21 protein-coding genes (1 of these 21 running past the window's edge) are annotated in these 20041 nt (G+C 71.5%); 4 read left to right on the top strand and 17 right to left on the bottom strand.

All coding sequences use genetic code 11. The features are described from left to right. The 9 genes in view from argH to argC are tightly spaced (at most 34 nt apart) and all read right to left on the bottom strand, a layout consistent with a single transcriptional unit that may run on beyond the window. On the bottom strand, positions 1-856 hold the 5' portion of the coding sequence (argH, locus tag FB382_RS07220) for an argininosuccinate lyase (protein WP_182537966.1). 569 nt of this gene lie to the left of the window's left edge; only the first 856 of its 1425 coding nucleotides appear in the window; it begins with the start codon at positions 854-856; its stop codon lies beyond the left edge, outside the window. Position 857: 1 nt separating this feature from the next. Further along, positions 858-2282: an argininosuccinate synthase gene (argG, locus tag FB382_RS07215; protein ID WP_125035855.1), complete on the bottom strand. Its 1425-nt coding sequence runs from the start codon at positions 2280-2282 to the stop codon at positions 858-860. Positions 2283-2316: 34 nt separating this feature from the next. After that, positions 2317-2844 (bottom strand): arginine repressor, encoded by a 528-nt coding sequence (locus FB382_RS07210; RefSeq protein WP_182537965.1) that lies wholly within the window; start codon positions 2842-2844, stop codon positions 2317-2319. Further along, complete coding sequence (gene argF, locus FB382_RS07205; RefSeq protein WP_182541396.1) at positions 2841-3779, bottom strand: ornithine carbamoyltransferase; 939 nt, start codon at positions 3777-3779, stop codon at positions 2841-2843. Before argF ends, FB382_RS07210 begins: the two co-directional genes overlap by 4 nt. Continuing rightward, positions 3776-4957, bottom strand: coding sequence for an acetylornithine transaminase (locus tag FB382_RS07200; RefSeq protein ID WP_182537964.1), 1182 nt, complete (start codon positions 4955-4957; stop codon positions 3776-3778). The genes argF and FB382_RS07200 overlap by 4 nt, the downstream gene beginning before the upstream one ends. After that, positions 4954-5880, bottom strand: a complete 927-nt coding sequence (argB, locus tag FB382_RS07195; protein WP_182537963.1) for an acetylglutamate kinase — start codon at positions 5878-5880, stop codon at positions 4954-4956. Before argB ends, FB382_RS07200 begins: the two co-directional genes overlap by 4 nt. Before the next feature lie 20 nt (positions 5881-5900). Further along, the gene (gene argJ, locus FB382_RS07190; protein ID WP_182537962.1) at positions 5901-7049 is read right to left on the bottom strand and encodes a bifunctional glutamate N-acetyltransferase/amino-acid acetyltransferase ArgJ; all 1149 of its coding nucleotides are present in this window, start codon (positions 7047-7049) and stop codon (positions 5901-5903) included. Beyond that, positions 7046-7498: an ACT domain-containing protein gene (locus FB382_RS22825; RefSeq protein ID WP_125035850.1), complete on the bottom strand. Its 453-nt coding sequence runs from the start codon at positions 7496-7498 to the stop codon at positions 7046-7048. The genes argJ and FB382_RS22825 overlap by 4 nt, the downstream gene beginning before the upstream one ends. Further along, positions 7495-8550 (bottom strand): N-acetyl-gamma-glutamyl-phosphate reductase, encoded by a 1056-nt coding sequence (gene argC / locus FB382_RS07180; RefSeq protein ID WP_220481287.1) that lies wholly within the window; start codon positions 8548-8550, stop codon positions 7495-7497. Before argC ends, FB382_RS22825 begins: the two co-directional genes overlap by 4 nt. Positions 8551-8655: 105 nt before the next feature. Between argC and FB382_RS07175 the strand changes: the two genes are divergently transcribed. Continuing rightward, entirely contained in the window at positions 8656-9453 is a 798-nt protein-coding gene (locus tag FB382_RS07175) for a maleylpyruvate isomerase family mycothiol-dependent enzyme (protein ID WP_182537959.1), read from the top strand. Positions 9454-9474: 21 nt separating this feature from the next. On the opposite strand, the gene pheT is transcribed toward FB382_RS07175, so the two are convergent. The 8 genes from pheT to FB382_RS07135 all read right to left on the bottom strand — a co-directional run bounded on the left by pheT (position 9475) and on the right by FB382_RS07135 (position 17278). After that, a complete protein-coding gene (pheT, locus tag FB382_RS07170) occupies positions 9475-11961 on the bottom strand; it encodes a phenylalanine--tRNA ligase subunit beta (protein ID WP_182537957.1) in 2487 nt (828 codons plus the stop codon). A 6-nt stretch (positions 11962-11967) separates the two neighbouring features. Continuing rightward, positions 11968-13071 carry a phenylalanine--tRNA ligase subunit alpha gene (gene pheS / locus FB382_RS07165; protein ID WP_182537955.1) on the bottom strand — a complete coding sequence of 368 codons (1104 nt, stop codon included), beginning with the start codon at positions 13069-13071 and terminating at the stop codon, positions 11968-11970. Between the two features lie 99 nt (positions 13072-13170). After that, positions 13171-14223 carry an ATP-binding protein gene (locus FB382_RS07160; RefSeq protein WP_182537953.1) on the bottom strand — a complete coding sequence of 351 codons (1053 nt, stop codon included), beginning with the start codon at positions 14221-14223 and terminating at the stop codon, positions 13171-13173. A 40-nt stretch (positions 14224-14263) separates the two neighbouring features. Further along, positions 14264-15040 (bottom strand): TrmH family RNA methyltransferase, encoded by a 777-nt coding sequence (locus FB382_RS07155; RefSeq protein WP_246377709.1) that lies wholly within the window; start codon positions 15038-15040, stop codon positions 14264-14266. Between the two features lie 11 nt (positions 15041-15051). Continuing rightward, positions 15052-15438 (bottom strand): 50S ribosomal protein L20, encoded by a 387-nt coding sequence (gene rplT, locus FB382_RS07150; RefSeq protein WP_125035843.1) that lies wholly within the window; start codon positions 15436-15438, stop codon positions 15052-15054. 71 nt (positions 15439-15509) lie between these two features. Then, positions 15510-15704, bottom strand: a complete 195-nt coding sequence (gene rpmI, locus FB382_RS07145; protein ID WP_125035842.1) for a 50S ribosomal protein L35 — start codon at positions 15702-15704, stop codon at positions 15510-15512. Between the two features lie 67 nt (positions 15705-15771). After that, a complete protein-coding gene (gene infC, locus FB382_RS07140) occupies positions 15772-16425 on the bottom strand; it encodes a translation initiation factor IF-3 (RefSeq protein WP_373994688.1) in 654 nt (217 codons plus the stop codon). A 343-nt stretch (positions 16426-16768) separates the two neighbouring features. Continuing rightward, entirely contained in the window at positions 16769-17278 is a 510-nt protein-coding gene (locus FB382_RS07135) for an SseB family protein (protein ID WP_343055514.1), read from the bottom strand. A gap of 121 nt (positions 17279-17399) precedes the next feature. Between FB382_RS07135 and FB382_RS07130 the strand changes: the two genes are divergently transcribed. Genes FB382_RS07130 through FB382_RS07120 form a run of 3 tightly spaced genes read left to right on the top strand, consistent with a single transcriptional unit; the run spans position 17400 to position 20040 of the window. Beyond that, entirely contained in the window at positions 17400-18215 is an 816-nt protein-coding gene (locus FB382_RS07130; RefSeq protein ID WP_125035839.1) for an ABC transporter permease, read from the top strand. Further along, on the top strand, positions 18203-19021 hold the full coding sequence (locus FB382_RS07125; RefSeq protein ID WP_182537951.1) for an ABC transporter ATP-binding protein: 819 nt from the start codon (positions 18203-18205) through the stop codon (positions 19019-19021). Before FB382_RS07130 ends, FB382_RS07125 begins: the two co-directional genes overlap by 13 nt. Continuing rightward, positions 19018-20040, top strand: coding sequence for an ABC transporter substrate-binding protein (locus tag FB382_RS07120; RefSeq protein ID WP_182537949.1), 1023 nt, complete (start codon positions 19018-19020; stop codon positions 20038-20040). The genes FB382_RS07125 and FB382_RS07120 overlap by 4 nt, the downstream gene beginning before the upstream one ends. Position 20041: the final 1 nt, after the last annotated feature.

The following is a 20041-nucleotide window of genomic DNA, read 5'->3' as shown; positions in this document are numbered from 1 at the left end:
CCGTCGACCAGGAGTCGTGCAGCTGGACGAAGTCGAACTCGCGCGTCGACCAGAGGATGACCTCCTCGGCGAAGCGGCTGACGTCCACGCCGATCATGGCCGTGACGAAGGCGAACTCCGCCACGAAGTCGCGGGCGGCGGTGCCGTCGATCGAGTTCGCACTCGAGCCCGTGAACCCGAGCTCCGCGGCGACGGCCTCGGGATCAAGGCCCAGGCTCTGGCCGGCCAACGCACCCGAGCCGTAGGGCGACTCGGCGGCCACCCGGGTGTCCCAGTCACGGAGCCGGTCGACATCGCGGAGCAGCGGCCACGCATGGGCGAGCAGGTGGTGCGCGAGCAGCACGGGCTGGGCGTGCTGCAGGTGCGTGCGCCCCGGCATGATCACGTCGAGGTGGTCCCGCGCCTGCACGGCGAGCGCCTCGACCAGGTCGAGCACCTGGCCGGCGACCACCCGCGCGTGGTCACGCAGGAAGGCCTTGAACAGCGTCGCGACCTGGTCGTTGCGGCTGCGTCCCGCCCGGAGCCGGCCGCCCACCTCGGCGCCGACCTCCTCGAGCAGCAGCCGCTCGAGGGCGCCATGGACGTCCTCGTCGGAGGGGGCCGGCACGAGCGTGCCGGCGGCGTACCGCTCCCCCAGCGCCGTCAGGCCCCGGTGCAGCTCGGCCACGTCCGCGTCCGTGAGCAGCCCCGCGGCGTGCAGCACGTTGGCGTGGGCGTGGGAGCCCGCCAGGTCGTACGGCGTGAGCCGCCAGTCGAAGTGGGTCGACCGCGACAGCGCGTCCAGCTCCGGTGAGGGGCCGCCCTCGAAGCGGCCGCCCCACAGCTTGCCGGTGTTGGTGGATCCGGGCTGCGTCATGTCAGTCGGTCCCGAACTCCATGGCGGCGTGGTCCAGGGCCTCGGCGTCGTCGGCACCCGGGTTGTCGGTGATGCGGTCGAAGCCACCGGCGGGCAGCTCCCCGAAGAGGGTGCCGTGCTCGACGAGGACCTGGCCCTGGTCGAGCGGCTGGGCGGCGTAGGCCTCGAGCTTGGAGCGCGAGTCGGCGATGTCGAGGTTGCGCATCGTGAGCTGGCCGATGCGGTCGGTGGGACCGAACGCGGCGTTGTCGGTGCGCTCCATCGACAACTTGTCGGGGTGGTAGGAGAACGCCGGGCCGTCGGTGCGCAGGATCGAGTAGTCCTCGCCCCGGCGCAGCCGGAGCGTGACCTCCCCGGTCACCAGCGACGCGATCCAGCGCTGGATGGCCTCCCGCATCATCAGCGCCTGCGGGTCGAGCCAGCGGCCCTCGTACATGAGGCGCCCGAGCTGGCGGCCCTGCGCGTGGTAGTTGGCGATCGTGTCCTCGTTGTGGACGGCGTTGAGGATCCGCTCGTAGCCGATCCAGAGCAGCGCCATGGCCGGCGCCTCGTAGATGCCACGGGACTTGGCCTCGATGATGCGGTTCTCGATCTGGTCGGACATGCCGAGCCCGTGGCGGCCGCCGATGACGTTGGCCTCGTGGACCAGGGCCACCGGGTCGTCGTACCGGACCCCGTTGATGGCGACCGGACGGCCGGCCTCGTAGCGGATGGTGACGTCCTCGGTCGCGATGTCGACCGACGGGTCCCAGAACTTCACGCCCATGATCGGCTCGACGGTCTCCAGCGAGACGTCGAGGTGCTCGAGGGTCTTGGCCTCGTGGGTGGCGCCCCAGATGTTGGCGTCGGTCGAGTAGGCCTTCTCCTTGCTGTCGCGGTAGGGCAGGTTGCGCTCGGTGAGCCACTGGCTCATCTCGGTGCGACCGCCCAGCTCGGCGACGAACTCGGCGTCCAGCCAGGGCTTGTAGATGCGCAGCTCGGGGTTGGCGAGCAGGCCGTAGCGGTAGAACCGCTCGATGTCGTTGCCCTTGAACGTCGAGCCGTCGCCCCAGATGTCGACGCCGTCCTCGTGCATCGCGCGGACCAGCATCGTGCCGGTCACCGCGCGGCCCAGGGGCGTGGTGTTGAAGTAGGTGCGCCCACCGGAGCGGATGTGGAAGGCGCCGCACGCGAGCGCGGCCAGGCCCTCCTCGACCAGCTGGGGGCGGCAGTCGACGGCGCGGGCGATCTCGGCGCCGTACTGGAGGGCACGGTCGGGCACGCCGGAGATGTCGGGCTCGTCGTACTGCCCGATGTCCGCGGTGTAGGTGCAGGGCACCGCACCCTTGGCCCGCATCCAGGCGACGGCGACGGAGGTGTCGAGGCCGCCGGAGAAGGCGATGCCGACGCGCTCGCCGACCGGGAGGGAGGTCAGGACCTTGCTCACTGGAATGGGTTCCTTACGTGGTGGGGGGAAGAAGTCAGGGGGCCGAGGGGGTGTGGGCGTCGGCGAGCGCCAGGAATCGTCGGGCCAGCGCCTCGCCGCCGAGCGGGTCACGGCCGATCACCAGGACGGTGTCGTCGCCGGCGATGGTGCCGAGGAGGTCGGGGAGGTCGGCCTTGTCGAACGCCGAGGCGAGGTACTGCGCGGCACCCGGCGGCGTGCGCAGCACGACGAGGTTGGCGCTGGCCTCCGCGCTGACCAGCAGCTCGCCGCAGAGCTTGGCGAGCCGGTGGGACCCGGCGGCCGTCTCGCGGGGGGCCGTGGGGCGCCGGTCGCCGCCCTCGGCGGGGACGGCGTAGATCAGGCCGCCGGACTGCGCGCGGATCTTGACCGCGTCGAGCTCGACGAGGTCGCGCGACAGGGTGGCCTGGGTGACGTGGACGCCCTGGTGGGCGAGCAGGTCGGCCAGCTCGGTCTGCGAGCGCACCTCGTGCTGGGTGACCAGCTCGATGATCTGCTGGTGGCGCGCGCTCTTGGTGGCCGGGCGGAGGGCTGCGTCGTTCATGCGAGGTCCTCCCGGGCGTGGCCGAGGAGCCAGGCGAGCACCGCCTTCTGGACGTGACGGCGGTTCTCCGCCTCGTCCCACACGACGCTCTGCGGGCCGTCGAGGACCTCGGCGGCGATCTCCTTGCCGCGGTAGGCCGGCAGGCAGTGCATGGCGATCGCGTCGGGTCGGGCCTCGGCGAAGAGGTCCTCGGTGAGCGAGTAGGGGCCGAAGACCTCGGCGCGCGCTGCTGCCTCGTCCTCCTTGCCCATGGAGATCCACGTGTCGGTCACCACGACGTCGGCGCCCTTCACCGCGGCCTGCGGATCGGGCTCGAGGAGCACGGAGCCGCCGGTCGTGGCCGCGATCTCGGCCGCGCGGGCGGTCACCCCGGAGTCTGGCGCGTAGCCGTCGGGCGAGCTGACCCGGACGTGCATGCCGGCCGTGGCGCCGGCCAGGAGCCAGGAGTTGCCCATGTTGGAGGCGCCGTCGCCGAGGAACGCGACCGTGAGCCCGGCGAGCTCAGTCTTGTGCTCGCGGACGGTGAGCAGGTCGGCCAGCAGCTGGCAGGGGTGGAAGTCGTCGGTGAGGGCGTTGACGACGGGGACACCCGCCTGGGCGGCCATCGTCTCGAGGCGCGCCTGCTGGAAGGTCCGCCACACGATCAGGCTGGCCTGGCGGCCGAGCACCCGGGCGACGTCCTCGACCGACTCGCGCACGCCGATCCCGGCCAGCGTGCCGTCGACGAGCATGGGATGGCCGCCGAGCTCGGCGATGCCGGCCGCGAACGAGGCCTGCGTGCGCAGGGTCTGCTTGTCGAAGATCATCGCGACGGTCCGGGGGCCGGCGAGCGGCTTGGCGTCGTAGGGGTGTTGCTTCATCTCGAAGGCGAGGTCGAGCACCGCGGCCTGCTCGGCCGGGGTGAGGTCGTCGTCGCGGAGCAAGTGGCGCATCAGGACTGCTCCCCCATCGCCTCGTCCAGGATCGTGGGCCACGCGGCCAGGAACGCGGCCACGTCGTCGTCCGTGAGGACGAGCGGCGGCGCGAGCCGGATCCGCGACGGGGTCGGGTTGTTGATGATGAAGCCGTGCGCCAGCGCCGAGGCGAAGACGTCGGCCGACTTCTCGGCCACGAGGTCGAGGCCGATGAGCAGGCCCTCGCCGCGGACCTCGGTCACGCGCGGGTCGGCGGCCAGGCCATCGCGCAGCTTCTGGCCGAGCACCGTGACGTGCTCGAGCAGCGAGTCGTTCTCGATGGTCGAGAGCACTGCGAGTGCGGCGGCGCACGCGACCGGGTTGCCGCCGAAGGTGGTGCCGTGGTTGCCGGGCTCGAACAGGTCGCCCGCCTCCCCCACGCCGATCATGGCGCCGATCGGGTAGCCGCCGGCCAGGCCCTTGGCCAGGGTGACGATGTCGGGGGTGACGCCCTGGTGGGCGAACCAGCGGCCGGTGCGGCCGATGCCCGTCTGCACCTCGTCGAACCAGAGCAGGGCGCCGTGCTGCGTCGCGATCTCGCGCGCGGCGGCCAGGTAGCCGTCGGGCGGGAGGACCACGCCGGCCTCACCCTGGATCGGCTCGAGGAGGACGGCGGCCGTCTCGTCGGTGACGGCGGCGGCGAGCGCCTCGGCGTCGCCGTAGGGCACGAACGTGACGTCACCCGGGAGCGGCTCGAAGGGGGTCCGGTAGGCCTCCTTGGAGGTGAGCGCCAGCGCGCCCATGGTCCGGCCGTGGAAGCCACCCTCGGCCGCGACGACGTGGGTCCGGCCGGTGCGGCGGGTGAGCTTGAACGCGGCCTCGTTGGCCTCGGCGCCGGAGTTGGTGAAGAACACCTTGCCGTCGGCCCCGAGCAGGCCGAGCAGCTTCTCGGCGAGCTCGACCTGGGGGCCGCTGGCGAAGAAGTTGGAGATGTGGCCCAGCGTCGAGAGCTGACCGGTGACGGCCTCGACGAGCGCGGGGTGGTTGTGGCCGAGCGCGTTGACGGCGATGCCGCCGAGGAGGTCGACGTACTCCTTGCCGTCGGCGTCCCAGACGTGGGCGCCCTGGCCACGGACCAGGGTGGCCTTCGGCGGGCCGAAGGTGTTCATCAGCGAGCCGGCGTAGCGGTCCTGCCAGTCGCTGCTGGTGGGGTGCGTCATGGCCGGGCCTTCCTGATCTTGGTGGTGACACCCGGGAGGACCTGGGTGCCGACTCCTTCGTCGGTGAACAGCTCGAGCAGGACCGCGTGCTTCTCGCGGCCGTCGACGACCGTGGCGCGCGGGACGCCCTCCTGGACGGCCTGGAGGCAGGCGGCCATCTTGGGCACCATGCCCGAGGCCAGGGAGGGCATCAGCTCGGAGAGGGACTCGGGGCTGATCTCGTAGATCACGTCGTCGCTGTCGGGCCAGTCGCGGTAGAGGCCCTCGACGTCGGTGAGGACGAGCAGCTTCTCGGCGCCGAGCGCGACGGCCAGGGCCGAGGCGGCGGTGTCGGCGTTGACGTTGTGTACGCGGCCGTGGACGTCGGGGGCGACGCTGGAGACGACGGGGATGCGGCCGGCCTCGATCAGGTCGAGCACCGCCTCGGGGCGGACCTCGGCGACCTCGCCCACGAGGCCGAGATCGACCTCCTCGCCGTCGACGATGGTGTTGGTCTGGGTGGCGGTGAACAGGCCGGCGTCCTCGCCGGACAGGCCGACGGCGAGCGGGCCGTGCTGGTTGATCAGGCCGACCAGCTCGCGCTGGACCTTGCCGACCAGGACCATCCGGACCACGTCCATCGCCTCGGGGGTGGTGACCCGGAGGCCGCCCCGGAACTCCGACTCGATGCCGAGCTTGTCGAGCATCTGGGAGATCTGCGGGCCGCCGCCGTGGACCACGACAGGGCGGAAGCCGGCGAACCGCAGGAACGCGATGTCCTCGGCGAAGGCCTTCTTGAGCACGTCGTCGGTCATGGCGTTGCCGCCGTACTTCACCACGACGATCTTGCCGTGGTAGCGCTTCAGCCAGGGCAGGGCGCCGGCCAGTACGGCCGCCTTGCCGTGGTCGGCGGCGGTCGGCTGGTGGGACGTGTCGTCGCTCATCTGGTCGCTCGTCTCGTCACTCATGAGGAGTAGGCGCTGTTCTCGTGCACGTAGGCGTGGGTCAGGTCGTTGGTCCAGACCGTCGCCCGCTCGGACCCGGCCTTGAGGTCGATGGTCACGCTGACCTCGCGCTGCTTGAGGTCGACCGTGGCGGGGTCGGCGTGCGGGGTGGACTGCTTGCACACCCACACGCCGTTCATGGCCACGTCGAGGTCGGCGGGGTCGAAGGCCGCGTCGGTCGTGCCGATGCTGGCCAGCACCCGGCCCCAGTTGGGGTCGTTGCCGAAGACGGCCGCCTTGAACAGGTTGCTGCGGGCCACGCTGCGGCCGACCTCGACCGCGTCGTCCTCGGTCGCGGCGTTGAGGACGGTGATCGCGATCTCGTGGTCGGCGCCCTCGGCGTCGCGCAGCAGCTGCATGGCCAGGTCGGTGCAGGCCTGGGTCAGGGCCTCGATGAAGTCGGGCAGCGAGGGGGTGATCCCGCTGGCACCGCTGGCCATCACGGTCACCGTGTCGTTGGTGGACATGCAGCCGTCGGAGTCCAGGCGGTCGAAGCTGACCCGGGTCGCGGCGCGCAGGGCCGCGTCCAGGTCTGCCGCCGGCACGACCGCGTCGGTGGTCAGCACCACGAGCATGGTGGCGAGCTGGGGCGCGAGCATGCCGGCCCCCTTGGCCATGCCCCCGACCGACCAGCCGGCGCCCTCGACGAGCACCTGCTTGCTGACCGAGTCGGTGGTCATGATCGCCTCGGCCGCCTCGGCACCGTGGTCGCCGAGGCCGGCGTACGCCTCGTCGACGCCGTCGAGGAGGTTCTGGCGCGGGTTGGCCAGGCCGATCAGCCCCGTGGAGCACACGACGACGTCGATCGCGCCGATCCCGAGGTTGCCGGCGACCTGCTCGGCGACGGCGTGGGTGGTCTGGAAGCCCTCGGCGCCGGTGTAGCAGTTGGCACCACCGGAGTTGAGGACCACGGCCCGGACGACACCGTCCTTGACGACTTCCTGGCTCCACAGGATCGGGTTGGCCTTGCAGCGGTTGCTGGTGAAGACGCTGGCGGAGTCGTGGCGCGGACCGTCGTTGACGACCAGCGCGAGGTCCTTGCCGCCGTTGGCCTTGAGGCCGGCGCTGACGCCGGCCGCGCGGAAGCCCTGGGGGGTGGTGATGCTCATCGCTTGTCCTTCTTGGACTGCCCGGACTGCTTCGACTGCCGGGACTGCCTGGTGGGGGTGACGGGGGTGGCGACCTCGACGGTCTCCCCTCGTCGTCGCCAGGCCTCGGCCGCGGCGTCGGCCTGCTCGAGCGGCACCAGGATCCAGTTGGTGGAGAAGGTCGAGATCGTGAAGACGCTGATCCCCTCCTCCGCGAGCGGGGCGAGGAGCTGCACCAGGACGCCCGCCTGCTGGTTGTCCTCGGCGCCCTCGACCGCGAAGCCGGTCAGGCCCTTGCGGGCCACCACCTTGGTCGGGACGTCACGTCCGGCGCAGACCAGCGAGGTCTCCAGGGCGGTCGCCGTGATGGAGAAGAGCGAGGCCGACTCGGCCCAGGCCGGGATCTCGGCGCCGGGCGGGAGCTTGACGACCGCGAGCTTCTCGGGGAACTGCTGGAGGGTGTAGGTCACGGTGCGACTCCGACCGAGGTGAGGCCCAGGCCCTCATCGAGGCCCAGGGCGAGGTTCATGCACTGGATGGCGGCACCGGCGGTGCCCTTGGCGAGGTTGTCGACGGCGCCGACGGCGACCAGCCGGCCGGCGGCCTCGTCGACGGTCACCTGGACGTGGACCGCGTTGGAGCCGGTGACCGACTTGGTCTGGGGCCACTGGCCCTGCGGGAGCACGTGGACGAACTGCTCGTCGGCGTAGAACTTCGCGTAGGCGTCGTACGCCTCCTGCGCGGTGAGCGGCGCCTTCAGCGGCGCCGAGCAGGTGGCCAGGATGCCGCGGGGCATCGGGACCAGCAGCGGCGTGAAGCTCACCGCGACCGTCCCGCCGTCCTCGCCGAGCAGGCCGGAGAGGTTCTGGGTGATCTCGGGGGTGTGGCGGTGGGTGCCGCCGACGCCGTAGGCGCTGGCGTTGCCCATGATCTCCGAGCCCAGGAGGTGCGGCTTGGCGGCCTTGCCGGCACCACTCGTGCCGGAGGCGGCGACCACGACCACGTCGGGCTCGACGAGCCCGTTGGCGATGGCCGGGGCCAGGGTGAGCGTGGAGACGGTCGGGTAGCAGCCGGGCACGGCGATCCGGGTCGCGCCGGCGAGCTGGGCGCGCTGGCCCGGCAGCTCGGGCAGGCCGTAGGGCCAGGTGCCGGCGTGTTCGCCGCCGTAGAACTTCTCCCAGGCCGAGGGGTCCTGGAGCCGGAAGTCCGCACCGCAGTCGATGACGACCACCGAGGGGTCCTCCGCCTGCAGCTGGCGCGCGATCTCGCCGCTCTGCCCGTGGGGAAGCGCCAGGAAGACGACGTCGTGGCCCGAGAGCGTCTCGAGGTCGGTCGGGTCGAGGACCCGGTCGGCGAGCGGCACGAGGTGCGGCTGGAGCGTGCCGAGCAGCTCCCCCGCGTTGGAAGCGCCGGTGAGGGCGCCGATCTCGACCTCCGGGTGCGCGAGCAGGTGACGGAGCACCTCACCCCCGGCGTACCCACTGGCTCCGGCGACCGCGACCCGTTTCCTCGTCATGTGCATGACTATACAAGCCAGCGCATGGTCATGTGCAAGGGGATGGGTGGGCCCGAGATGGCCCGGCCGAGGGAGTGCGCACCGTCGGCGAGCGGGACTAGGTTGCCCAGCATGGCGAACATCGAGTTCCGTGACTACCTCCGTGCCATCCGGGATGAGTCACATCGCTTCCGCGAGGTGCTCACCGACTGCGACCCGGCGGCGCGGGTCCCGGGATGTCCGGCGTGGGACGCCGACGACCTGCTCTGGCACCTCGCCGAGACGCAGTGGTTCTGGGCGCGGACGGTCCGCGAGCGCCCTGACTCCCCCGACGACTCCGACGACGGACCCGAGCGGCCGGAGGGCCACGACGCGCTGCTCGAGGCGTTCGACGACTACTCGGCGCAGCTCGTCACCGAGCTGGGGAAGGCCGATCCCGCGGACACCGCCTGGACGTGGTCGGCGGAGCAGACCGTCGGCTTCATCCATCGTCGCCAGGCGCACGAGGCGCTCGTGCACCGCCTCGACGCCGAGCAGGCCGCCGGCGCGGTGACCCCGCTCGACCCGAGGCTGGCGGCCGACGGGGTGGAGGAGTGCCTCGACGTGATGTTCGGCGCCGCGCCGTCGTGGGGCACCTGGCACCCGCTGCAGCACTTCCTGCGGGTCGACTGCACCGACACCGGAGACAGCGTCTGGGTGCAGGTCGGCCGCTTCACCGGCACCAACCCCGCCGACGGTACCGACGTCGACGAGGACGACATCCGCGTCGTCGACGCCCCGAGGGCCGAGCCCGACGCAGTGATCGAGGGCCCGGCCGGGGCGCTCGACGCCTGGCTATGGCGGCGCAGCGACGACGCGGAGATCAAGGTGCACGGCGACCGCGGGATCTACGGCCACTTCCGCAAGGCCGTGAACCACCCCATCGACTGAACGTGCCTCCAGGCTGAGCCCCTACGCCCGCTGCACCGCCCCGGTGCGCTCGGCGGCGAGCGCGACCGCGGCGTCGCGGGCGGCGCTGGTCTCGTGCTCGGTCAGGGTGCGGTCCGGCGCCCGGAAGCGCAGGTTGAACGCCAGCGACTTGTGGCCGGCGCCGACCTGGTCACCGGTGTAGACGTCGAAGAGGCGGATCGACTCCAGCAGGTCGCCCGCGCCCTCGCGGAGCGCATCCTCGACCGCGGACGCCGTGACGGAGTCGGCCACCACGAGGGCGACGTCCTCCTTGGCGACCGGGAAGGTCGAGAAGCGCGGACCCGGCTGGATGTCACGGGCGTGCTTCATCAGCAGGTCGAGGTCGATCTCGACCGCGGAGGTCCGCGGCGGGAGGCCGAAGGCCTGGCACACGCGCGGGTGCAGCTCGCCGGCGTGGCCGATGACCTGCTCTCCCACCGAGACCTCGGCACAGCGACCGGGGTGCCACGGCGTGCGCGCGACGGCGGCCACCGAGGTCTCGACGCCGAGCTCGGCAGCGAGGCGGCGCACGATGCCGATCGCGTCGGACCAGCCGGCCTCGCGACCAGCACCCCACCAGCCAGAGCGCTCGCGCTCACCGGCCAGGACCACCGCGAGGTGCAGCGGCTGGTCGGGGATCGCCTGGAAGAGCTTCTCCAGCTCGTCGGGGCTCGGGCGCCACTCGACGCCGTAGATCGGGGCCGGGCCGCGGTCGGCCGGGAAGGCGACCGTGCCGGTCTCGAACAGAGCGACGCCCGGGGCGCCGCGGCCGAGGTTGCGCGCGGCCGCCTTGAAGAGGCCGGGCAGCAGTGTGGTGGTGTACGCCGGCTCCTCGCTGGACATCGGGTTGGCCAACCGGACCGTGTGGCGCCGGCTGTCGTCCTCAGCCAGGCCGAGCGCGTCGAAGGTCGCCTCGCCGACGAACGGGAAGCTCAGCACCTCGACGCAGCCCGCGCCGGCCAGGGTGCGGCCGATCCGGCGGCGGAGCCGCTGCTCCCGGGTCAGTCCACGACCCGAGCCGGCGTTGGGCAGGACCGAGGGCACGTTGGCGTAGCCCTCGATGCGCGCGACCTCCTCGACCAGGTCGAAGGGGTCGTTCAGGTCGGGGCGCCACGTCGGGACGAGGGCCTCGACACCGGAGTCGTCGCGGGTGACCTCGCAGCCGACCGCCTCGAGGTTGGTCACCGTCGTCTCGGCGTCGATGGACATGCCGGTGATGCGGGCGGGGAGGTCGTAGGCGATCCGGATCGAGGTGCGGTCGGGCACGGTCCCGACGACGGTCACGCCCGGCTCGGCGGTGCCGCCGCCGTAGGCCACGAGCAGCTCGACCACCCGGTCGGCCGCGGCCTCGGTGATGGCGGGGTCGACGCCGCGCTCGTTGCGCTTGCCGGCCTCCGAGGAGATCTTGTGCCGCTTGCCCGTGCGGAACATCGAGGTCGCGTCCCAGTGGGCCGCCTCGACCAGCACCCGGGTGGTCGTCTCGGACATCTCGGTGGTCTGGCCGCCCATCACGCCGCCGAGGCCGATGATGCCCGAGTCGTCGGTGACGACGAGGTCCTGCTCGGACAGCACGCGCGCGGTCCCGTCGAGGGTCGTGAGGCGCTCACCGGCCGTGGCGCGGCGGACCCGGATCGGGCCGGCCAGCTTGTCGGCGTCGTAGCCGTGGATCGGCCGGCCGAGCTCGAGCATGACGTAGTTGGTCACGTCGACGGCCAGCGAGATCGGACGCATGCCGGCCTGGGTGAGCCGGCGGGCCATCCAGTCGGGGGTCGTGGCGGTGGGGTCGAACCCGCTCACCTGGCGCGCCACGAAGACCGGGCAGCCGGCGGGGTCGTCGATGACGACCGGGTGGCCCTCTCCGTTGGCCGCGGGGACGGGTCGCTGTGCGGGGTCGGTGAACGGCGCCCCGTAGGCCAGGGCGGCCTCGCGGGCCACGCCGCGCAGTGACAGCGCGTAGGCACGGTCGGGGTTGATCTCGAACTCGATGACCTCGTCGCGCAGCCCCAGGACCGCGAAGGCGTCGTCGCCGGGCTCGCCGGCACCCGCGGGCAGCACGATGATGCCGCCCTGGCCGTCGTCGCCCAGGCCGAGCTCGGAGGTGGAGCAGATCATGCCGGCCGAGAGGTGGCCGTAGGTCTTGCGCTCGGAGATCGCGAAGTCCCCGGGCAGGACGGCACCGGGCAGCACCACGACGACCAGGTCCCCGGGCTCGAAGTTGTGCGCACCGCAGACGATGCCCTGCGGCTCGCCGGTGCCGTTGGCGTCGCCGACGTCGACGGTGCACCAGTTGATCGTCTTGCCGTTCTTCTGCGGCTCGGGGTCCTTGGTGAGCACCCGACCGACCACCAGCGGGCCGGTGATCTGGTCGCCGGGCTTCTCGATCGCCTCGAGCTTGAGCCCGAGGGCCGTCAGCTCGGCGGCGAGCGCCTCGGTGGACACCTCGGCGGGGAGGTCGACGTACTCCTTGATCCAGGAGACAGGGGCCTTCATGAGATCTCAGATTTCCGTTCCGAAAGCAGTGGTGAAGCGGACGTCGCCCTCGAAGAACCCGCGGAGGTCCTCGATGCCGTGGCGGAACATCAGCGTGCGGTCGATGCCCATGCCGAACGCGAAGCCGGTGTAGCGCTCGCTGTCGACGCCGCAGGCGGCCAGGACGCGCGGGTTGACGATGCCGCAGCCGCCCCACTCGATCCAGCCCTCGCCGCGGCAGGTGCGGCAGGACTCCACGACGCCCTCGGCGCCGCGGCACACGAAGCAGACCAGGTCGACCTCGGCGCTGGGCTCGGTGAAGGGGAAGTACGACGGGCGGAACCGCGTGCTGATCCCCTCGCCGAACATCGACGCGGCGAAGTGGTCGAGGGTGCCCTTGAGGTTGGCCATGGTGATGCCCTCGTCGATGGCGAGGCCCTCGACCTGGTGGAACATCGGGCTGTGCGTGGCGTCGTACTCGTCGGTGCGGAAGACGCGACCGGGGCACACGACGTAGATGGGGGGCTCGCGCGTCAGCATGGTGCGCGCCTGGACGGGCGAGGTGTGCGTGCGGAGCACGATCCCGTTGTCCTGGGGGTCGGTCCAGAACGTGTCCTGCATGGTGCGTGCGGGGTGGTCCGGGCCGAGGTTGAGGGCGTCGAAGTTGAGCCACTCGGCCTCGATGACCGGCCCCTCCGCGACCTCCCAGCCCATGGCGAGGAAGACATCGGCGATCCGCTCGGCGCCGGTGGTGAGCGGGTGACGGGCGCCGCGGGCGACACGCTCGGTCGGCAGGGTGACGTCGACGGTCTCCTCGACCAGCATCCGCTCCTCGTGCTCGACCTCGAGCACGGCCTGTCGCTCGGCGAGGGCCTTGTTGACCGCGCCGCGGGCCTGGCCGATCCGCTGGCCGGCCTCCTTGCGGGCCTGCGGGGGCAGCGCGCCGATCTCACGGTTGGCCAGGGCGAGCGCCGACCGGTCCCCCGCGTGCTCGATGCGGACCTGCTTGAGCTCCTCGAGGTCGGCGGCCGCGGCGATGGCGGCCAGGGCGGCGTCGCGCGCGCTCTCGACTTCCTCGGGCTTCAAGGGGGTGACCTCCACGGGGTCGTAATCGGTGTTCGGTCCCGACATGACTGCCTCTCCAGCTGTGCGCGCCGGTCCCGGCGTGCGCCGCAAGTCTAGGAAGTACGTCGATCGTCGCGCGAACCGGTTGGCCGCCGGTCCCACCCCTCAGTCGTGCCGGCGGTCCTCGCACGGCCAGCCCAGCACGACCCGGGCGCCCCCACCGGGGGCGTCGTCGATGGTGACGGTGCCGCCGTGGGCGCGCACGAGACCGTGGACGATGTACATCCCCAGGCCCGAGCCGCCGCGCTCGCCACCTCGCCAGAACTTCGTGAATACCCGGCGGCGCAGCTCGACCGGGATGCCGCGACCCTGGTCGTCCACCGTGACCTGCACACCGTCCCCGAAGTCGGGAGTGCCGTGGACCGGCTCGAGCCGCACGGTCACCGTGCCGTCGCCGTGCCGCAGGCCGTTCTCGACCAGGTTGGTGATCACCTGGGTGAACTTGTCGGGGTCGACCTGGATGTCGTCGAGGTCGTCGGCCGTGACCAGCTCGATGGTCCGGCTGGTGGTCGCGCGGGCCGAGTCCACGACGCGACCCACCAGCACCCGGGCGTCACTGGGCCGCGGGTAGAGCTGGAGCCGGCCGGTGTCGATGCGCGCGACGTCGAGCAGCTCGGCGATGAGGCGGCTGAGCCGGTCGGAGTCGACGCTCACCGTGGTGAGCATCAGCTTCTTCTGGTCGTCGCTGAGGCGGTCCCAGCGGTTGAGCAGCGCCTGGACGAAGCCCTTCACGCCGGTCAGCGGCGAGCGCAGCTCGTGGGCCACGGTCGCGACCAGGTCGGAGCGCTCCCGGTCGAGGCGCGCGCGACCACGGCCCGAGCGGATGCTGACCACGACACTGCTGACGGGGTGGTGCAGGGCGGGGCGGTGGATCCGGGCCACGACGAGGACCTCGGTGCCGTCGGGCACCAGCCAGGACTGCTCGGGCACTGCGGTCCGGGTCGGCAGGCCCTCGTAGGGGCGGTTGGTGGAGAACCAGTGGTTGCCCTCCTGGTCCTGCAGGGCGAGCACGTCCTCGAGCGGCTTGCCGACACACTCCTCGGCCTCGATGGAGAGCATCTGGGCCGCGACGCTGGACACGAGGGTCACGCGGCCGTCGGCGTCGGCCGCGACGACACCGTCGGCGAGGGAGTCCGCCAGGGACTGGGCGTCGGTCACGGGAGCCACCCTAGTGACTCCGTCAGCGACGAGCCCGCGATCAGGCGCGCTGGGCCCGGGCGGAGGCGTAGAGGCACAGGGCGGCGGCCGTGGAGAGGTTGAGGCTCTCCGCGCGACCGTGGATGGGGATGCGGACCCGGTGGTCGGCCAGGGCCGCGAGCTCGGCGGGGAGGCCCCAGGCCTCGTTGCCGAAGAGCCAGGCGGTGGGCCGGGCCAGCAGGTCGCCGGCCTCGTCGAGGTCGACCTCGCCCGCACCGTCGGCGGCGAGCACGACGAGCCCGGCCGCCTGCGCAGCGCGTACGGCGCTCGCCGGTTCGGGATCGACGCCCACCGGCAGGTGGAACAGCGAACCGACGCTGGCGCGCACCGTCTTGGGGTTGTAGGCGTCGACCGAGTGCCCGGCGAAGACCACGCCGTCGGCGCCGGCCGCGTCGGCGCAGCGGATGACCGTGCCGGCGTTGCCGGGGTCACGGATGTCGGCGCAGATCGCGACGAGGCGCGGGTCGCCGTCGAGGACGTGCTCGAGGGGACGGTCCAGGAACCGGCACAGGGCGACCACGCCGGCGGGGTTGACGCTGTCGCTGAGCGAGGCGAGGGCCCGGTCGTCGACCAGGGTCCAGCGCTCGGCTGCGGCCGCGAGGTCGGCGTACTGCTCGGTGGCGGCGGGGGTCGCGAAGACCTGGACCACACAGCCGGGGACTCCGAGGGCGCCTTCGACGGCCTTCGGACCGTCGGCAAGGAAGAGCCGCCGCTCGGAGCGTTCCGAGCGGCGGCTGAGCTTGCGTGCTTCCTTGACCTGGGTGTTGCCCACGGTCAGGGGCGCGACGTTCAGGCCGAGACCTTGGGCGCGTTGACGTCCTCGGGCAGCGCGGCCTTGGCGGTCTCGACGAGCGCGTTGAACGCGGCGACGTCGTTGACGGCCAGGTCGGCGAGGATCTTGCGGTCGACCTCGACACCGGCGAGCGCCAGGCCCTGGATGAAGCGGTTGTAGGTCATCCCCTGCGCGCGGGCCGCAGCGTTGATGCGCTGGATCCAGAGCTTGCGGAAGTTGCCCTTGTTCTTGCGCCGGTCGTTGTAGCTGTAGACCAGCGAGTGGGTGACCTGCTCCTTCGCCTTGCGGTAGAGGCGCGAACGCTGACCCCGGTAACCGCTGGCGCGCTCGAGGACTACCCGGCGCTTCTTCTGGGCGTTTACTGCCCGCTTGACGCGTGCCACTGTCTTACTCCTTCAAATCTTCTGGTGCGGTCGAGCGAGGGCCACGACCACCGAACTGGGTGCGAACGGGGTCAGAGACCCAGCATCTTCTTCGCGCGGCTGACGTCGCTCTTGGCGAGCTCGACCGTGCCGGTCATGCGACGGGTCACCTTGGAGGGCTTCTTCTCCAGGTTGTGGCGCTTGCCCGCCTTCTCGCGAAGGATCTTGCCCGAGCCGGTCACGCGGAAGCGCTTGCTGGCGCCCGAGTGCGTCTTGTTCTTCGGCATCTCTCGTTCTCTCTACTCGTCGTACAGGTGACGGCCGCGGCGGTGCGCGGCCAGACATTCGTGGGGGTCAGGCGTCGATCTCGGGGTCGAGGTTCTCCGAGCGGCCACGTTCCTTCTTCTGCGCAACCGGCCCAGCGGCGTGGGCTGCGTCGCGCTCGGCGCGCTCGTCCGCCTCGAGGGCAGCACGCTCGGCGGCCTTCGACTCCTTGGCGGCCTGCATGTCGACCTTGGCGTCGGCCTTCTTCTTGTGCGGGCCGAGCACCATGATCATGTTGCGGCCGTCCTGCTTGGGCGACGACTCGACGAAGCCCAGCTCCGTGACGTCCTCGGCCAGGCGCTGCAGCAGCCGGAACCCGAGCTCGGGACGGTGCTGCTCGCGACCGCGGAACATGATCGTGATCTTGACCTTGTCGCCGGCCTTGAGGAACCGGACCACGTGACCCTTCTTGGTCTCGTAGTCGTGAGCGTCGATCTTCGGACGAAGCTTCATCTCCTTGATGATCACGTTCGTCTGGTTCCGACGCGCCTCACGGGCCTTCTGCGCGTTCTCGTACTTGAACTTGCCGTAGTCCATGAGCTTGCAGACCGGCGGGCGGGCCATGGGGGCGATCTCGACGAGGTCGAGGTCAGCCTCCTGGGCAAGGCGCAGGGCGTCGGCGGTGGGAACGATGCCGACGGTCTCGCCACTGGGGCCAACGAGGCGGACCTCGGAAACCCGGATCCGGTCGTTGATTCGAAGCTCGGTGCTGATGTGTCCTCCTGGTGGATAACGGGCCGGAGGCCGCCATCGACCGGGGACAGGCCCCAGAAATCAACAATGGCTTCCGCTTGCTCAAGCGGAAGCCAGTCGCGACACGTCACCCACGAGGGATTCGTACCTGCGAAGAGCCACGGAGCGGCACGGACGAACCATGCCGAGGCCGAAGCCCTTCGGACCGGACCCGACGACCTGTGGTGCAGGGCGGTCGATGCGGGTGGGAGACGATGCTGCTGGCTCCGCTTGGTGTGATCGGCACGTCATGCATGCATGACGCACTGATCGGTCAACGCAGGATGCTAGCGGATCATTCCGGGGTGGTGCGAATCCACGCCGACCGCTCCCCCACGCGCGCGAGGCGCCACCCCCGGGCGAGCCCCTCGAGGTCCTCGCCCTCGATGACGAACGTGGCGGGCCCGGCGACGTCCACGACCAGGGCAGCGGCACCGTCCTGGAGCGCCGCCTGCGCGGCCGTCTGCGTCGTGACGGGGACCGGGCGGGCCTGCGGGTTCCACGCGAGGAGGGACTCCTGGCCGGTGAACGCGAGCAGCGCGAGCCGTCCGTCGGCACCCTTGAGCAGCACCGCCGCCATGTCGCTGCTCTTGTCGTGCGCAAGCCCGGCCTCGTCGATCTCGACCTCGCCGAGGACGGCCACGACGGGCACCAGCAACCGGGCCTGCTGGAGGGCGGCCAGCGCCTCGGCGTACGTCGTGGGGTCGGCGTCCCACGCGGCCAGCGCGGCCGCGACCTCGGGCGCAGCCTCGCCCGTGTCGCCGGCGAAGGTCGCGTCGGGGATCTGGCGGAGCGGCTCGGTCACGCAGCCATGCTCCCCGATGCCGCACGGGGAGCGTTACACCAGGTCGACGTGACACGGCGCACGTGTCCAAAGTCGAGTGTTTCACTTGATTTAAGTTGATTAAGTCCGTAGACATTGGCCCATGTCCACGACAACCCTGGCGGCTCCGCCCGCCCCACCTCGAGCCAGGAGCCGCGGCGTCCGCCGGCGTTCACCCCTGGCGTTCCTCCGCAGATGGGTCTCGCCGATCGTCCTCGTTGCCCTGTGGCAGGTGCTCAGCAGCGCGGGGGTCATCCCCGAACGGACCATCGCCTCGCCCCAGCAGATCGCGGTCACCGCGGTCGGCCTCGTCCAGGACGGCACCCTCGGCACCGCCACGCTCGTGTCGATCCAGCGGGTGGCCATCGGCTTCGCGATCGGCGCGGCCGTGGGCCTCGTGCTCGCGGTGCTGGCCGGGCTCAGCGGCCTCGGCGAGAACACCATCGACCCACCGATGCAGATGCTGCGCACGCTCCCGCACTTCGGCCTCATCCCGCTCTTCATCATCTGGATGGGGATCGGGGAGGCCCCGAAGCTCGCGCTGATCGCGCTCGGCGTCTCGTTCCCGCTCTACCTCAACACCCTGGCGGGCATCCACAGCATCGACCGCAAGACCTCCGAGGCGGCGCAGGCCATGGGGCTGAGCTGGCCCCAGCGCATCCGCCACGTGGTGGTCCCGGGGGCGCTCCCCCAGACGCTGGTCGGCCTGCGGCAGAGCCTGGGCATCGCCTGGCTCTCGCTGATCGTGGCCGAGACCATCAGCGCCCACTCCGGACTGGGCTACATGATCAACCACGCCCGGGACTTCCTGCAGACCGACGTCATCGTCGTCGGCCTGGCCGTCTACAGCCTGCTCGGTCTCGCGACCGACGCGGTCGTCCGATTCATCGAAGGAAGGGCCCTCGCATGGCGCGCCTGAAGACCACCCGTCCCCCGCTGTCCGCCTCCGGCGAGTACGTCGCCGAGGTGCGCGGGCACAGCCGCTCGTTCGGCAAGACCCAGGTGCTGCGGTCGATCGACCTCGCGGTCCGGCCCGGCGAGTTCGTCGCACTGCTCGGTCGCAGCGGGTGCGGCAAGTCCACGCTGCTGCGCAGCCTGGCCCGGCTCGACCAGGCGCCCGCCGACGAGGTCGCGATCAACGGCCGTACGTCGGTCGCCTTCCAGGAGCCCCGGCTGCTGCCCTGGCGCCGGGTCCACGAGAACGTCGCGCTCGCGCTGCTCAACACGCCCGAGCGGCGCGAGCGCGACCAGCTCGCCGAGCAGACGCTGGCCGAGGTCGGTCTGTCGGAGAAGCTCGGCAGCTGGCCCCGCGAGCTGTCCGGCGGCCAGGCCCAGCGCGTCTCGCTGGCCCGGGCACTGGTCAGCAACCCGTCGCTGCTGCTGCTCGACGAGCCGTTCAGCGCGCTGGACGCGCTGACCCGGATCGAGATGCACCAGCTCGTGATCGAGCTGTGGCGGCGGCACTCCATGGCCGTCCTGCTGGTCACGCACGACGTCGACGAGGCGTTGGCACTGGCCGACCGGCTCGTCGTCATGGACGAGGGGCGCCTCGCACAGAGCTGGCAGATCACCCAGCCCCGCTCGGACCGGCCGCCGTCGCACCCCGAGATCGCGGGCGCCCGGGCCGAGATCCTCCGTGCCCTCGGCGTGAAGCCGACCCCGCCCAACCCGAACCGCAACCCGCTCAACAACGCACTGAACAACCGCAACCAAGGAGCAGCATGAGCACCCCCATCCCCCGCACCCGCCGCACCCTCCTCGCCGCCGCCGGAGCCCTCCTCGGGCTCTCGATGCTGTCGGCCTGCGGCGGCGCCGCGACCGGCAACGAGGGCGCGGTCAAGTCCGACGGCTCGGTCGACCTGTCCAAGGTGACCCTGATCGTCGGTGACCAGAAGGGCGGCTCCAAGGCCCTCCTCCAGGCCGCCGGAGAGCTCGACGACCTCCCCTACGAGGTCCAGTGGCAGGAGTTCACCTCCGGACCGCCGCTCCTCGAGGCGCTCAACGCCGGCTCGATCCACATCGGCGGCGTCGGCAACACGCCCCCGCTCTTCGCGGCGGCCGCCAAGGGCACCTTCCAGGCCGTGCAGGCCGCGACGTACGGCGGCACCGGCGACGCGATCGTGGTGCCGAAGGACTCCCCCATCAAGTCCGTGTCCGACCTCAAGGGCAAGACCGTCGGCGTCGCCGAGGGAAGCTCGGCCAACTACAACCTGCTCGCGCAGCTGGACAAGGCCGGGCTGAAGTACAGCGACGTGTCCGTGCAGAACCTCCAGCCCGCGGACGCCCTCGCGGCGTTCTCGTCCGGTCACCTCGACGCCTGGGCGATCTGGGAGCCCTTCACCTCCCAGGCCGAGAAGGAGGCCGGCGCCCGCGTCATCACCACCGGCAAGGGCCTGGTCAACGGCTACGTCTTCCAGATCGCCTCGCAGGCCGCCCTCGACGACCCGGCCACGACCGCCGCGCTCAAGGACTACGTCGGCCGCATCGCCAAGGCCCAGGTCTGGTCCTCCACGCACAAGGAGGAGTGGGCCAAGGTCTGGTCGGAGGAGACCGGGCTGAGCGAGGACATCACCCTGGCCGCCACGAAGAAGCGCGACGTCTCCCTGGTCCCGATCACCCAGGAGGTCATCGACTCCGAGCAGGGCATGGCCGACGCGTTCTCCGAGAACGGCCTGCTGCCCGGGAAGATCGACGTCTCGCCGTTCTTCTCCGACGCCTTCAACGACGACACGACGGGCAAGTGAG

The sequence above is a fragment of the Nocardioides ginsengisegetis genome, assembly GCF_014138045.1.
In the GTDB taxonomy this organism is placed as follows: Bacteria; Actinomycetota; Actinomycetes; order Propionibacteriales; family Nocardioidaceae; genus Nocardioides; species Nocardioides ginsengisegetis.
The sequence above is the reverse complement of the archived record's forward strand: the minus strand, read 5'-3'. Positions and strand labels throughout refer to the sequence as shown.